The sequence below is a fragment of the Streptomyces sp. NPDC056452 genome, assembly GCF_042796085.1.
GTDB lineage: Bacteria > Actinomycetota > Actinomycetes > Streptomycetales > Streptomycetaceae > Streptomyces.
The window spans coordinates 303,228-317,685 of sequence record NZ_JBHTRI010000003.1; the positions used below are offsets into that span (position 1 = coordinate 303,228).

Below are 14,458 nucleotides of genomic sequence, written 5' to 3' on the forward strand. Positions count from 1 at the left end.
CCGTCCGGCCGGGTGATGCGTCATGAGAGGAGAAGAGCAGCTGCTGCGAAATCCCTGCGGAAAGACGCCCGTAGGGCAACACTGGGACCGGACCGACTGATACGGGGGCGGCCATGAACACATCGTCAAGCCGCAGGACACTCGACTCAACGCAGCGAAAGAACCCATCCATGTGCCAGCACCAGCCACCCTGCCCGACCGCCGACTCCAACGACCGGGAAGCCGCGCGCCTGACGGCCCACCACCCGGAACAGGGCTGGAGCCTGCTGTGCAACGGCGTCCTGCTCTTCGAGGACACCGGTGAGCTGCTCCCGGACGGGCAGATCATCGCCCCGCACCGGCCGCTGAAGACCGGCCAGGTGATGAAGGCCGCCTGACCGCGGCCGGAGAAACACGGGGGCCGGCCCGGAGAAGTCTCCGCACCGGCCCCGAAGGTGTCCGCGTTCCTACTGGTCGTACTCGTCCAGCGGCGGGCAGGAGCAGACCAGATTGCGGTCGCCGAAGGCGCCGTCGATCCGGCGCACCGGCGGCCAGTACTTGTCCGAAGGCGTGACGCCGGCCGGGAAGACAGCCTCTTCGCGGCTGTAGGCGTGCGTCCACTCGCCACCGAGCGCAGCCGCCGTGTGCGGGGCGTTGCTCAGCGGGTTGTCCTCCGCGCTCCATGCACCGGATGCGACCTTCTCGATCTCACCGCGAATGGCGATCATCGTGTCGCAGAACCTGTCGAGCTCCGCGAGGTCCTCGCTCTCGGTGGGCTCGATCATCAGCGTCCCGGCCACCGGGAACGACATCGTCGGCGAGTGGAAGCCGTAGTCGATCAGCCGCTTGGCGACGTCGTCGATGCTGACGCCGGTCGCCTTGGAGATCGGGCGCAGGTCCACGATGCACTCGTGCGCGACCAGACCGGCCGGGCCGTTGTACAGGATCGGGAAGTGCGGTTCCAGACGCTTGGCGATGTAGTTGGCCGCGAGTACGGCGACCTGCGTCGCACGCTTCAGTCCCTCGCCGCCCATCAGGCGCACGTACGCCCAGGAGATGGGCAGAATTCCGGCCGAGCCCCACGGGGCTGCCGAGATCGGGCCGACGCCGGTCTCGGGGCCCGCGGCGGGCTGCAGCGGGTGGTTGGGAAGGTACGGCGCCAGGTGCGCACGGACACCGACCGGGCCGACGCCCGGGCCGCCGCCGCCGTGCGGGATGCAGAAGGTCTTGTGCAGGTTCAGGTGCGAGACGTCGCCGCCGAACTTGCCCGGCTTGGCGAGGCCCACCAGCGCGTTGAGGTTGGCGCCGTCGACGTACACCTGACCGCCCGCGTCGTGCACCTCGCCGCAGATCGCGGCGACGTGCTCCTCGAAGACACCGTGGGTGGACGGGTAGGTGATCATGAGGACCGCGAGTTCGTCACGGTGCTTCTCGATCTTGGCGCGGAGGTCGTCGATGTCGACCTCGCCGTCGTCGGCGGTCTTCACGACGACGACCTTCATGCCCGCCATCACGGCGCTCGCGGCGTTGGTGCCGTGCGCGGAGGACGGGATGAGGCAGACCGTACGCCCCTCGTCGCCGTTGGCCCGGTGGTAGGCGCGCACGGCCAGGAGGCCGGCGAACTCGCCCTGGGAGCCGGCGTTGGGCTGGATGGAGACGGCGTCGTAGCCGGTGACCTCGGCGAGGCGCTCCTCGAGCTCGCGGATGAGGGTGAGGAAGCCCTGTGCCTGCTCGGCCGGCGCGAACGGGTGCAGCGCACCGAATTCGGGCCAGGTGATCGACTCCATCTCGGCGGTGGCGTTCAGCTTCATGGTGCAGGAGCCGAGCGGGATCATGCCGCGGTCCAGCGCGTAGTCGCGGTCGGCGAGCTTGCGCAGGTAGCGCAGCATCGCCGTCTCGGAACGGTGCTGGTGGAAGACCGGGTGGGCGAGGACTGTGTCGGTACGAAGCAGGTTCCCGGGCAGCGCGTCGTCCGCGGCGGCATCGAGGGCCTCGACGTCGCCGCCGGCTCCGAAGGCGGCCCAGACAGCCGCGATCTGCGCACGGGTGGTGGTCTCGTCGCAGGCGATGGAGACGTGGTCGGCGTCGACGAGCCGCAGGTTCACTCCGCGCTCGCGGGCATCGGCGACCACGCCGGCAGCACCGCCGGGGACGCTCACGGTGAGCGTGTCGAAGTAGGCGCCGTGCACCACGTCGATACCGGCGGCGCGCAGGCCGTCGGCCAGGATCGTGGCGTACCTGTGGGTGCGCCACGCGATCGTGCGCAGACCGTCGGGGCCGTGGTAGACGGCGTACATCCCCGCCATGACGGCGAGCAGTACCTGCGCGGTACAGATGTTGCTGGTGGCCTTCTCCCGGCGGATGTGCTGCTCGCGGGTCTGGAGGGCGAGGCGGTACGCCTTGTTGCCGTCGGCGTCGACGGAGACGCCCACGAGACGGCCGGGCAGGCTGCGCGCGAACTTCTCTCGGACAGCCATGAAGCCTGCGTGCGGTCCGCCGAAGCCCATCGGGACGCCGAAGCGCTGCGTGGTGCCGACGGCCACGTCCGCGCCCAGCTCGCCGGGCGAGGTGAGCAGCGTCAGGGCCAGCAGATCGGCTGCGACGGTGACGATCGCACCGAGCTCGTGGGCACGGTCGATGACGGGCTTGATGTCACGGACCGCTCCGGAGGCACCCGGGTACTGCAGCAGGACACCGAAGACGCCGCGCTCGGCGACATCGGCCGGAATTCCGTCGGTGAGGTCGGCGACGACCACCTCGACGCCGGTCGGCTCGGCGCGGGTCCGGATCACGGCGACGGTCTGCGGCAGGGTGTCGGCGTCGACCAGGAAGACGCCGTTCCTGACCTTGCCGACGCGCCGTGCGAGCGCCATGGCCTCGGCAGCAGCCGTGCCCTCGTCGAGGAGGGAGGCACCGGAGGTGGGCAGACCGGTCAGGTCGGCCACCATCGTCTGGAAGTTCAGCAGGGCCTCGAGCCGCCCCTGGGAGATCTCCGGCTGGTAGGGCGTGTACGCCGTGTACCAGGCGGGGTTCTCCATGACGTTGCGCAGGATCACCGGCGGGGTGAACGTGCCGTAGTAGCCGAGCCCGATCATCGGTGCGAGCACCTGGTTGCGGTCGGCGAGGCGTCGCAGCTCGGCCAGGACCTCGGCCTCGGTACGGGCAGCCGGAAGGTCCAGCGCCTCGGCGCTCTTGATCACGTCCGGCACGGCAGCGGCGGTGAGCTCGTCGAGGGAGCCGTATCCGACCTGGGCGAGCATCTTGGCCTGGGCCTCGGCATCGGGCCCGATGTGGCGCTGCTCGAAGGGAATGCCCTGCTCCAGCTGGGAGAGCGGAGTGCGACGGGGGGTCATGATGGAGGCCTCCTGGTCTCACGACCTGCGAGGGGCACCACGGCGTGGCTGCCCGAACGGCCTCCCCATCTGTCATCTCGACCTGAGAGCTTCACCGGCACGCCCTGAGGCATACCGGCTTTCACCGTCGGTGAGGATGGGGCCCGCGACGGCACGTGCCGTACGGATCCCGTCCTGCTTTCCAGAGTGACCTCGTCCGTGCGGTACGGGGGCCTGAGAGATTCCGGGGAGGAGTTGCTCCTTCGGCGCCTCCGGATTTCTCCGGAGGACTCTCCCGCACAGGGTCAGCAGCCGTGTTCCAGCCTACCAGCGGGTCGGCGCCGGCCGTCTCGAGTGGCCGAAGGCCCGGATCTGGCCTTTCGTAGTGCCTGTGGAGCAGTTGCGACCACCCTGACCGCAGTGCGACCAGTGGGAGGCACCGTGCAGACCGACATCGATCCGCGCAGCCTGATCGGCCGCAAGGCCTACGACCGCCAAGGCTCCAAGATCGGAACGGTGGACGAGGTCTATCTCGACGACGCCACCGGTGTACCCGAGTGGGCGGCCGTGCGCACCGGGCTGTTCACCCGGGACGCCTTCGTCCCGCTGGAACCGAGCGAATTCGTCGACGGCACCCTGGTGATCCCCTTCGACCGCGCCCTGATCAAGGACGCCCCCGATTTCGGTGTCGGCCGTCATCTCTCCCCCGAGCAGGAGCTGCAGCTCTACCGTCATTACGGGCTGGACTCCGCCTCGCCGGGCGGTACGGGGCCGGACAGGGACTTCGGCAGGCTGGCCGGCCACGAGGAGTAGTCCACGGGGTCCCTCACCAGGGGAAGCGGGTCGGCCGGCTGGAGCTGCGGATCGTCGACGCGGAACGTGCGCACCCGGCCCGGCCGCTCCCCCGGTTCCTCGAACCGGACCGTGACACGGCCGACACCGCTGCCCTGCACCCAGCCGTGGCCGTGGACGTCGTGCCGTACGTCATGGCCTGCGGGCCACCTCCGGCCTGCGAGCCGGTCGGCCTGCTCCTCGGCCGCCTCCTCCTCCGTGACCGGCTCGTCGGGGGCACCGTCCGCCCCGTCCTCCGACTCGTCCGACAGCGCCTGCCGTGCGTCGGCGGCCTGTGCGAAGAGATCCTCCTGGGTGAAGTCCGCCAGGCCGGTGACGCCCACTCCGAGGAGCCGTACGCCCCCGGTGGTGTCAACGGCCTCCAGCAACCGCGCCGCGGCCTCCCTGACGACCGTGGGGTCGTCGGTGGGGCCGCGCAGGGTCTCGGAGCGGGTGAGCGTGGAGAAGTCGTACCGGCGCACCTTGAGCACGACGGTCCGCCCCGACCTCCCCGCGCCCCGCAGGCGCTCCACGCACCGCCCGGCCAGCCCCTCCACCTCGGTCCTGACCCGGACCCGGTCGTGCAGGTCCACGTCGAAGGTGTCCTCGACCGATACCGATTTCGCGTCCCGTTCCGCGACGACGGGGCGGTCGTCGTGCCCGAGTGCCATGCGGTACAGCGCGACGCCGTGCGCCTTGCCCAGCAGGCGGACGAGCTCGGCCTCCCCCGCGTCGGCCAGGTCCTGGACCACCGTCATCCCCGCACGCCGCAGATGGTCCCCGGTGGCGGGCCCGACGCCCGGCAGGATCCGCACGGACATGGGTGCGAGCAGTTCGCGCTCCGTACCCGGCTCGATGAGCAGGAGACCGTCCGGCTTCGCCTCCTCCGAGGCGATCTTGGCCAGCATCTTCGAACCGGCCAGACCGACCGAACCGCTGAGTCCGGTGACACCTCTGATAACCGTGCGCAGCTGCTCGCCGATCGCACGGGCCGATGCCGCGTCGTCGGCGACCCCACCGGCTTCCAGGTCGACGAACGCCTCGTCCAGGCTGAGCGGCTCGACGAGCGGCGACAGCCGCCCGAGGAGCTCCATCACCTGGTCGCTCACCGTCCGGTAGAGGGCGAAGCGCGGCACCAGATAGGCGGCATTGGGTGCCAGTCGTCTCGCCTGCCCCATGGGCATCGCCGAATGCACACCGAAGCGCCGGGCCTCGTACGACGCTGTGGCCACCACCCCGCGCATCCCCAGCCCGCCCACCACCACCGGTTTGCCGCGCAGGCTGGGTTTCGCCGCCTGCTCGGCAGAGGCGTAGAAGGCATCCATGTCCAGATGCAGGATGGTGGGAGCGGATCTCACATCAACCGATGCTGCCCTATGCCACTGACAACGGGCCTGCTCCGCGCCCGTGCGGCGCGCGGGGCAGGCCCGGTGGCTCAGCCCGCGCGGTTGCGCCGCCGGGCCAGTTCGTCCGCGGGGTTGTTGCCGATCAGTGTCTCCCCCGTGTCGACCCGCTCGCCGTGGAGCTGGGAGAGGGTCGCGTCGACATCACGCCAGACGACGCCCACGGCGATACCGAATACTCCCTGGCCCCCCTGGAGCAGATCCACGACCTCGTCGGGCGAGGAGCACTCGTAGACCGTCGCCCCGTCGCTCATGAGGGTCATCCGTTCGAGATCCGTGAATCCGCGGGCCCTCAGGTGCTGGACCGTGGTGCGGATGTTCTGCAGCGCGACACCTGTGTCGAGGAACCGCTTCACGATCTTGAGGAGAACGACGTCCCGGAAACTGTAGAGGCGCTGCGTCCCCGATCCGTACGCCGGACGCACGCTCGGCTCCACCAGGCCCGTACGGGCCCAGTAGTCGAGCTGTCGGTAGGTGATACCGGCCGCCGCGCACGCCGTCGGCCCCCGGTAGCCGATGTCACCTGCCACTACCGCACCGTCCGCTGCCACCGCCGCCGGCTGAACCGGCTGTCTGATGGTGTGGTCGGCCGCACTGCTGTGCTGCCGGTACGGCCCACCCGCAGCCGTACCGTCGCCGCTGCTTCTCACGCCGACCTCCGTCCTTGACCTGCCATCTCGAAGGTAGGCAGTCACCAGGGGTGCGTCAACGATCGCCACACTCGGCACGCCGAGTGATAATCACCCTGAGGGTGGTTTCCCGTGTCTCATTTCCGGGAACGGCTTCTCGGATGCGGGCACCGCGCGGGACGGTCACTGACTGTTCGTACCGAAGTCCTCCGGCGAGATCTGGTCGAGGAACTCACGGAACTTCTCGACCTCGTCCTCCTGCTCGTCCGGGATGGCGATCCCGGCGTCGTCCAGCACACCGTCACTGCCGTAGATCGGCGTTCCGGTGCGCAGGGCGAGCGCTATGGCGTCGGACGGTCGCGCGCTCACCTCGACTCCGCTGGCGAAGACCAGCTCCGCGTAGAAAACCCCTTCTCTGAGGTCCGTGATCCGGACCTCGGTGAGCTCCTGGCCGACGGCCTCGAGCACATCCTTGAAGAGATCATGGGTCAGCGGCCTGGCCGGAGCCATGCCCTGCTGGGCGAAGGCGATCGCGGTCGCTTCCCCAGGGCCGATCCAAATGGGGAGGTACCGGTCGCCTCCCACTTCACGCAGGAGCACGATCGGTTGGTTGGAGGGCATTTCCACCCGGACACCCACAACGTCGAGCTCGTTCACACAGCAACCCTAGGACGTGCCCGCCATGTTTGGATAGTCGGGCTCCGCCGCGGTCAGTGGAACCGGACCTTGAGGGCGGTCTGCACGAAGGCCGCGTGAAGCCGGACGGACAGCTCGGCGAGCTCTCTCGCGGTGGCCTCCGCATGGGCCCTGGTCTGCGGATTCCGGTGCCGGCGCAGGGGCGCGACCACCTGTTCGACCAGTCCTGCCTCACGGTCCGCGGCGGCCTTGACCGCGCGCAGATGCCGAGGTTCCAGACCGAATCGCCCCAGATCCGCCACAAGTCTCGCGACGGTCGCCGCCTCGGCGTCGTAGCTTCCCTCGGGCGAGGCTGTGATCAGCCCGTAGGACTCCCACTCGACGAGCTGGTCCTCGCTGACGTCGGCGGCGGCAAGAAGCTCGGAGCGCCCGATCCGGGCGGCTGTGGCCCGGCCGGGGTCCGGCTCCCAGCGACCGTCCACGAGCTCGCCCTGTCCGCCGCCGGACGGCAGCGTGGCCTGCTCACCGCGGGCGAGGGCGTCGAGGTGCTCACGGATGACCTTGAGCGGCAGGTAGTGGTCCCGCTGCATGCGCAGCACCTGGGCCAGCCGCTCGACGTCGGCCGGGCTGAACTTCCGATAGCCGGAGGGCGTCCGCTGCGGCTCGATGAGCCCCTCGGCCTCCAGGAAGCGGATCTTGGAGATCGTCACTTCGGGAAACTCGTCGCGCAGCTCCAGAAGCACCGTACCGATGCTCATGGCGCGCTCGTCCGCTGCGGCGGTGCCGTGGCCGGCACCGCCTGTCGGTGTTCGCAGCATGAACCTTCCTGGGGGTCCTTCCGGACGCAGTCCGGGGGGTCAGACGCCCCGCTGGCTCGCGTAGAAGACCAGCCGGTACTTGCCGATCTGAACTTCGTCGCCGTTGGACAGCAGGACGGAATCGATGCGCTCACGGTTGACGTAGGTGCCGTTGAGGCTGCCGACGTCGCCCACGGTGAAACTACCGTCCGGGCTCCTGCGGAACTCCACATGGCGCCGCGACACGGTCACGTCGTCGAGGAAGATGTCGCTCTGCGGGTGACGGCCCGCTGTGGTCAGCTCTCCGTCCAGCAGGAAGCGGCTGCCGGAGTTCGGACCTCGGCGCACCACCAGGAGCGCGGATCCCGCGGGCAGCGCGTCGACGGCTGCCTGTGCCTCCGGCGAGAGGGAGGGAACGGCCGTCTGTCCCGTCACCTCGGCCTCGTACGCCTCGATGCCGGAGATCGAGATCGTCGAGGTCGTCTCGGAGGCACGCTCGGGCACTCCGCCCCGCAGCGGCGCACCGCAGTTGGAACAGAAACGGCTGGCCTCGCCATTGCGATGGCCGCACCTCGTACAGACCGGCATGGAGGAGCCCTCCGGGGCGGGGGTGAACCCTCCACCCGTACTTGAGGTTGATGGTTCCCCGAAACCTATGCGCCCGGCACCGGCAGGGTCAACAGACGACGCGCCGGAGGCACTCCGCTGGTCCCCCGGCGATCCCGGCACCTCATCGCGGAAGAGCGGGCGCTCCGAGCCCTGCTCCTCGGCGCCCTGACCCTGGCGCGGAGCACGGTGGCGAGCAGAGCCGCTGTCCTCGCGTGCGCTCTTTCCGAACAACTTCGCAAACAACTTCACGGGCGTTTCCCCTTGACCGAAATAGACCCGCCCGTGGGGCAGGACGAACCCTGAATGAACACACCTGCCGACCCGGACATCCTCACAACGTCCGTATCCACCCGACAGTTTCCACCACGCGCCACCGATCCGATGCGCCGACCCCCCGCAACCCCGTGCCTGTGTCCTGCGGGCCGCGTGCGCCAAGGCCTCACTGGGGCGACGACCGAGCGTAGTCAGGCAGCTTCGCCGGTCGCAAGGCGTCGACGACGATCTCCTCGGCCTGTGCCACCTCAGCCGTGGCCTGCTCCTTCTCGAGCGTCTGCACCACTCCGCCGGGGATGTTCAGCGCCGGCTCGAGGTCCTGCGGTTTGCCGATCACCTTGAACTCGTACGGAGAGCGGATCCTGCGGCCGTCCACCCTCAGGTCTCCTCCGTCGCCGGAGAAGTAGGTATTGGCCACCACCCGCACGCCGTTGATCTCGATCGCTTCGGCACCGGCCGCCCGCAGCTCCTGGATGGCGTCGAGAAGCATGTCCGGTTCGACGGCACCGCTCGGGTCGTTGATGGTGAGGGTGATGCCGGGTCCCTTGGCCGCGACCGTACCCGCGAGGATGCCGAGCTGCCGCTCCTTCTCGCGCGTCTGCTTGCGGGCCTCCTCCGCCTGGTCGGAGCTGTTCTCCAGCTCCGTGCGCTGGTCGTCGAGGCGTTGCTTCTCGTCCTCGAGCCGCTGGGTCCGGTTGTCGAGCTCGTCGAGGATGCGGACCAGGTCCTCCTGGCGGGCACCGCGCAACGCGCTGTTGTCACTGTTCGACCTGACCTGGATCGCCAGCCCCAGCCCGAGCACGAACAGCAGGAGCGCCACGATGAGTTGGGCCCGGCTCACCCTGGGCGGCCAGAGGCCCGCCAGCAGCCGCTGGCGCCCGGAGGACTCCTCGGGCGGGTCGGCGCCGGTCTCGGGGGCGGGCGCGGGGACCTCTGCGGGCAGCTCGCCGGCGGGTCCCTCGTTGCGCGGGTTCTCGTCGTTGCTCATCGGCCTCAAGCCCGGAAGACGTGCCGGCGGATCGCCGCGGCGTTGGAGAAGATGCGGATACCGAGCACGACCACCACACCGGTGGAGAGCTGGGCGCCCACACCGAGTTTGTCGCCGAGGAACACGATCAGTGCGGCCACCACGACGTTCGAGAGGAACGACACGACGAAGACCTTGTCCACGAAGATCCCGTCGAGCATGGCACGCAGACCTCCGAAGACGGCGTCGAGCGCGGCCACAACGGCGATCGGCAGGTAGGGCTCGACCACCGCCGGCACTTCGGGCCGGACCAACAGTCCGACCACGACTCCCACGACGAGGCCCAGTACGGCGATCACGATGTGCCCTTCCCTGTTTCTGCCGCACCACTGCGCGTGTCTGCGGCCTGAGGCTCTGCTGTGCGTACGATCAGGCTCGGCGCGGCCGGAAGGCGCACCTGCTCCTGCTCGGAGATGCTGGTGCGGATGTCGAAGCTCTCGTGCAGCGCCTGCAGATACAGGCCGTCCGCGCTGTCCTGGAAGGCGTCGGCGAGTTTCTTGCCGTCCCCCACCGCCAGCACCGTATAGGGCGGCACCAACGGCCTGTTGTCGACCAGTATGGCGTCGCCCGCCGCGCGGATCGCGGAGAGGGCCGTCAGCCGCTGTCCGTTGATGGCGATCGCTTCGGCCCCGGACTGCCAGAGGCCGTTGACCACGCGCTGCATGTCACGGTCGCGCACCCGCCCGGTGTCCGCGAAGCCGGTCGACTCACGCGGCCCGCCGCCACCCTGGTCGGTGTCCTTGGCGTCATCGACGACGAGCTTGATTCCGGGCCCCTCGACCGCGGTCGCTCCGGAGAGCAGCGCTACCAGCCCGCCCTTGGCCCCGCCGTGCTGTTCGAGCGCCTTGCGCTGCCGTTCGCCGACGTCCTTGCGCAGTTCGTCGACGTCCTCCTGCAGCGCGTCCGCCGCGGTCGTCTCCGCGTTGACACGGTCGATGAGCTCTTCGCGCTCCTTCGCCACGACCGGCGCCGCGACCTGGGCCTCGGCGGCACCGAGCGTCACGACGAGAGCCGCCACCACGAGGCCTGCCGCGAGGCCCAGCTTCGACTTGAGTGTGCGGGGCATCCCCGCACTTCCGTCGGCCTTGCGGCGCGCGGCAGCCTCGGCATATCCCTCGTCGAGGCTGTGGTCCATCACGTTGGTCAGCAGCGACATGGACGCGTCGGGGCGGGGACGCGGCGGGGTGCTACTCCGATCGGGGGGCGGCTGCGACATGCCGCACATCGTCGCACGTCATGACTGCTGCCGCCGAATGGCCCCACCGGTGGCCCGGAAGCCGCTGCACAACGGCGTCCGGGCCACCAGGCCCGACTCAGTCGCCCGCGCTGTCCACGATCGCCGACCACTCGTCGAGCAACGCCTGGGCCGAGGCGTCATCGGGGCCTTCGGCCCACAGATGGGTGACGGCCTCCGCCCTGTCGGGCAGCACCATCACCCAGCGGCCGTCGGTCTCCACCACCCGGACACCGTCGGTGGTGTCCACACTGCGCTCCCCTGCCGCCTCCACGACCCGCCGCATGACGAGACCCTTGACCGCCCAGGGCGTCGCGAGGTCACGGCGCAGCACATGGGCACGCGGAATGCGGGCGTCGATCTGGCTCAGCGTGAGCTGGGTCCGGGCCACGAGCCCGATGAGCCTGACGAAGGCCGCCGAGCCGTCGAAGACGCTGCTGAACTCGGGAATGATGAAGCCGCCGCGCCCGTCACCACCGAAGATGGTGGCGTCCTCGCGCCCCACCCTCGTCAGGTCGTCCGGGGACGTGGTCGTCCACTCCACCTGTGTGCCGTGGTACGCGGCCACCTGTTCGGCGACGCGGGTGGTGGTCACCGGCAGGGCCACGCGCCCGCTCCGCCGCTCGGCCGCCACGAGGTCGAGCATGACCAGCAGGGCCCTGTCGTCCTCGATGATCCGGCCCCGCTCGTCGACGAGGGAGAGCCGCTCACCGACGGGGTCGAACCGCACCCCGAAGGCCGCCCGTGCGGACGACACGATCTCCCCGAGGCGCACCAGACCGGCGCGCCGGGTCTCGGCGGACTCGGTGGGCCGCGACTCGTCGAGACCGGGATTGATCGTCAGCGCGTCCACACCGAGCCGCCCGAGCAGACTGGGCAGGACGAGCCCCGCGCTGCCGTTGGACGCGTCGACGACGACCTTGAGGCCCGCATCGGCGATGCCTTCCGTGTCGACGTTGCGGAGCAGCGACCCTGTGTAGGAGTCGAAGACGCTCGACGGGAAGTGGAGGTCTCCGATCTCACCGGGGAAGGCCCTGCGGTACTCCTGGCGGGCGTAGACGCGGTCCAGCTTGCGCTGACGTGCCTGGGAGAGATCGGCACCGCGTTCGTCGATGAACATGATGTCGACGGAGTCCGGCACTCCCGGCGAGGTCCGGATCATGATGCCGCCGGCGCTGCCTCGCGCGGTCTGCTGGCGCGCCACCGGCAGCGGCACGTTCTCCAGGTCCCGTACGTCGATGGCGCTGGCCTGCAGCGCGGAGATGACCGCTCTCTTCAGTGCACGCGCACCACGGGAGTGGTCACGGGCCGTCGTGACGGTCGACCCCTTTTTCAGGGTCGTCGCGTACGCACCGGCGAGCCGCACGGCGAGTTCCGGGGTGATCTCGACGTTCAGGATCCCGGAGACACCGCGCGCTCCGAAGAGGTGCGCCTGTCCACGCGACTCCCAGATCACCGAGGTGTTGACGAAGGCACCGGCCTCGATGGTCTTGAACGGGTAGACCCGCACGTTGCCCTGGATGATCGATTCCTCGCCGACCAGACACTCGTCGCCGATAACGGCGCCGTCCTCGATGCGGGCCGCCCGCATGATGTCGGTGTTCTTGCCGATCACGCAGCCACGAAGATTGCTGTGCTGGCCGATGTACACGTTGTCGTGCACCACGGCCCTGTGCAGGAAAGCGCCGGTCTTCACAACGACATTCGACCCGATGACGGTGTGTTCACGGAGTTCGACGCCGGCTTCGATCTTGGCGTAGTCGCCGATGTACAGCGGCCCTCGGAGTACCGCGTCGGGATGGACCTCCGCGCCTTCCGCGACCCACACACCGGGCGAGATCTCGAAGCCGTCGAGCTCGACATCGACCTTGCGCTCCAGTACGTCGGCCTGGGCCTTCACATAGCTCTCGTGAGTGCCCACGTCCTCCCAGTAGCCCTCGGCGACATAGCCGTAGATCGGCTTGCCCTCCTTCATGAGCTGCGGGAACACGTCGCCGGACCAGTCCACGGAGGTATCCGCCTGGACGTAGTCGAAGACCTCGGGCTCCATGACGTAGATGCCCGTGTTGACGGTGTCCGAGAAGACCTGGCCCCAGGTCGGCTTCTCCAGGAAACGCTCGACCTGCCCCTGCTCGTCGACAATCGTGATGCCGAACTCCAGCGGATTCGGGACCCTGGTCAGGCATACCGTGACCAGTCCGCCCTTCTCCTTGTGGAAGGCGATGAGGTCCGTCAGGTCGAAGTCGGTGAGGGCGTCACCGGAAATAACCAGGAAGGTGTCGTCCTTGAGGGCTTCCTCGGCGTTCTTGACACTTCCCGCGGTACCGAGTGGCTTCTCCTCGTTGGCGTAGCTGAGCTCCATTCCGAGTTCTTCGCCGTCGCCGAAGTAGTTCTTCACGAGCGAAGCAAGAAACTGAACGGTTACGACGGTCTCATTGAGTCCATGCCGTTTGAGCAGCCGCAGCACGTGCTCCATGATCGGCCGATTGGCTACGGGCAGGAGCGGCTTGGGCATGCTTGAGGTCATGGGGCGAAGACGAGTGCCTTCGCCGCCGGCCATCACGACGGCCTTCATGTCGGAAACGTCCTCCTTGAAGAGACGACGGTCTAGCCGACATCACCCGTCGGGGCAACAACCACAGCATCCGTTGCGGACCGGCGACACTGCGCGGCACCGCACAACGAGCTATTCGGCTACTTCATCCGCCTTGACGAGTCGGCGGACCTGGACCACGTAGAGGATCCCTGCCCACCAATAGAGCGTTGTACCCCAACCAGCGAACGCCCATCCGAAAACGGCGCCCAGCGAGGCCAGCCAACCACTTCCGTCACTGAGCAGCAACAAGGGGAAGGCGTACATCAGGTTGAAGGTTGCAGCTTTCCCGAGGAAGTTCACCTGCGGCGGCGGATAGCCGTGCCGGCGCAGGATTCCCACCATGACAAGGAGCATGAGCTCACGTGCGAGAAGAGCTGCGGTGAGCCAGAGCGGCAGGATCTCGCGCCAGGTGAGCCCGACGAGAGTCGACAGGATGTAGAGGCGGTCGGCAGCCGGGTCCAGGAGTCGCCCGAGGCTGCTGATCTGGTTCCACCGGCGGGCGAGCTTGCCGTCGAGATAGTCGCTGACGCCGCTCAGCATCAGCACCAGCAACGCCCAGCCGTCGCTGTTGGGCCCGCCGAAGACGGGACGAAGGATCAGCCACAGGAAGAGCGGCACGCCGACGAGGCGAGCCATGCTGAGGATGTTGGGGATGGTGAGTACTCGGTTCGTCTGAACTCGAGTCTCCTGGACCTCCACCCGGGGGCCTCCTGTGAAGAACGTGCCAATGATGCACCCTGACCCTACCCTCAGCCGCGGAGGGCCGACGCACGGGGGTGCGAGGGCGTGATGAACGCAGAAAAGCCCCGTGCCACAAGGGCACGGGGCTTTCCCGGAATAATTGTTCGGCGGCGTCCTACTCTCCCACAGGGTCCCCCCTGCAGTACCATCGGCGCTGAAAGGCTTAGCTTCCGGGTTCGGAATGTAACCGGGCGTTTCCCTAACGCAATGACCACCGAAACACTATGAAATTAACCAACACCGGATGAAAACACGGCCGTTCGTTATTTCAGAACTAACACAGTGGACGCGAGCAACTGAGGACAAGCCCTCGGCCTATTAGTACCAGTCAGCTCCACCCGTTACCGGGCTTCCACATCTGGCCTATCAAC

13 protein-coding genes, 2 rRNA genes and 1 riboswitch are annotated in these 14,458 nt (G+C 68.6%); of the genes, 2 read left to right on the forward strand and 13 right to left on the reverse strand.

Annotation, left to right across the window (positions count from 1 at the left end; genetic code table 11):
• Positions 1-170: 170 nt before the first annotated feature.
• Positions 171-377, forward strand: a complete 207-nt coding sequence (locus tag ACFQ6X_RS05210) for a DUF5999 family protein (protein WP_351169375.1) — start codon at positions 171-173, stop codon at positions 375-377.
• A gap of 69 nt (positions 378-446) precedes the next feature.
• On the opposite strand, the gene gcvP is transcribed toward ACFQ6X_RS05210, so the two are convergent.
• Positions 447-3,332 (reverse strand): aminomethyl-transferring glycine dehydrogenase, encoded by a 2,886-nt coding sequence (gene gcvP / locus ACFQ6X_RS05215; protein ID WP_383176131.1) that lies wholly within the window; start codon positions 3,330-3,332, stop codon positions 447-449.
• 191 nt (positions 3,333-3,523) lie between these two features.
• Positions 3,524-3,619: riboswitch (glycine riboswitch) on the reverse strand.
• A gap of 133 nt (positions 3,620-3,752) precedes the next feature.
• On the opposite strand from gcvP, the gene ACFQ6X_RS05220 reads away from it, so the two are divergent.
• Positions 3,753-4,124 (forward strand): PRC-barrel domain-containing protein, encoded by a 372-nt coding sequence (locus tag ACFQ6X_RS05220; RefSeq protein WP_329215465.1) that lies wholly within the window; start codon positions 3,753-3,755, stop codon positions 4,122-4,124.
• On the opposite strand, the gene ACFQ6X_RS05225 is transcribed toward ACFQ6X_RS05220, so the two are convergent.
• From ACFQ6X_RS05225 to ACFQ6X_RS05280, 12 genes are all read right to left on the reverse strand, one after another.
• Positions 4,046-5,500, reverse strand: coding sequence for a DNA polymerase IV (locus ACFQ6X_RS05225; RefSeq protein WP_383176134.1), 1,455 nt, complete (start codon positions 5,498-5,500; stop codon positions 4,046-4,048). The genes ACFQ6X_RS05220 and ACFQ6X_RS05225 overlap by 79 nt on opposite strands.
• Before the next feature lie 77 nt (positions 5,501-5,577).
• Positions 5,578-6,195 (reverse strand): MerR family transcriptional regulator, encoded by a 618-nt coding sequence (locus ACFQ6X_RS05230; RefSeq protein ID WP_329213132.1) that lies wholly within the window; start codon positions 6,193-6,195, stop codon positions 5,578-5,580.
• A 162-nt stretch (positions 6,196-6,357) separates the two neighbouring features.
• A complete protein-coding gene (locus ACFQ6X_RS05235) occupies positions 6,358-6,831 on the reverse strand; it encodes a bifunctional nuclease family protein (RefSeq protein WP_006123076.1) in 474 nt (157 codons plus the stop codon).
• A 53-nt stretch (positions 6,832-6,884) separates the two neighbouring features.
• Entirely contained in the window at positions 6,885-7,628 is a 744-nt protein-coding gene (locus ACFQ6X_RS05240; protein ID WP_383176139.1) for a MerR family transcriptional regulator, read from the reverse strand.
• Positions 7,629-7,667: 39 nt separating this feature from the next.
• Entirely contained in the window at positions 7,668-8,594 is a 927-nt protein-coding gene (locus ACFQ6X_RS05245; protein WP_383176188.1) for an FHA domain-containing protein, read from the reverse strand.
• Positions 8,595-8,655: 61 nt separating this feature from the next.
• Positions 8,656-9,477, reverse strand: coding sequence for a DUF881 domain-containing protein (locus ACFQ6X_RS05250; protein WP_383176141.1), 822 nt, complete (start codon positions 9,475-9,477; stop codon positions 8,656-8,658).
• A gap of 5 nt (positions 9,478-9,482) precedes the next feature.
• Entirely contained in the window at positions 9,483-9,815 is a 333-nt protein-coding gene (locus tag ACFQ6X_RS05255) for a small basic family protein (RefSeq protein ID WP_003970459.1), read from the reverse strand.
• Positions 9,812-10,732, reverse strand: coding sequence for a DUF881 domain-containing protein (locus tag ACFQ6X_RS05260; protein WP_383176145.1), 921 nt, complete (start codon positions 10,730-10,732; stop codon positions 9,812-9,814). Before ACFQ6X_RS05260 ends, ACFQ6X_RS05255 begins: the two co-directional genes overlap by 4 nt.
• A gap of 97 nt (positions 10,733-10,829) precedes the next feature.
• Positions 10,830-13,325 carry a sugar phosphate nucleotidyltransferase gene (locus ACFQ6X_RS05265; RefSeq protein WP_383176148.1) on the reverse strand — a complete coding sequence of 832 codons (2,496 nt, stop codon included), beginning with the start codon at positions 13,323-13,325 and terminating at the stop codon, positions 10,830-10,832.
• 111 nt (positions 13,326-13,436) lie between these two features.
• Positions 13,437-14,045 (reverse strand): CDP-alcohol phosphatidyltransferase family protein, encoded by a 609-nt coding sequence (locus ACFQ6X_RS05270; RefSeq protein WP_329213122.1) that lies wholly within the window; start codon positions 14,043-14,045, stop codon positions 13,437-13,439.
• Positions 14,046-14,189: 144 nt separating this feature from the next.
• Positions 14,190-14,306, reverse strand: a 5S ribosomal RNA gene (gene rrf, locus ACFQ6X_RS05275).
• 79 nt (positions 14,307-14,385) lie between these two features.
• Positions 14,386-14,458, reverse strand: a 23S ribosomal RNA gene (locus ACFQ6X_RS05280); the annotation flags it as partial.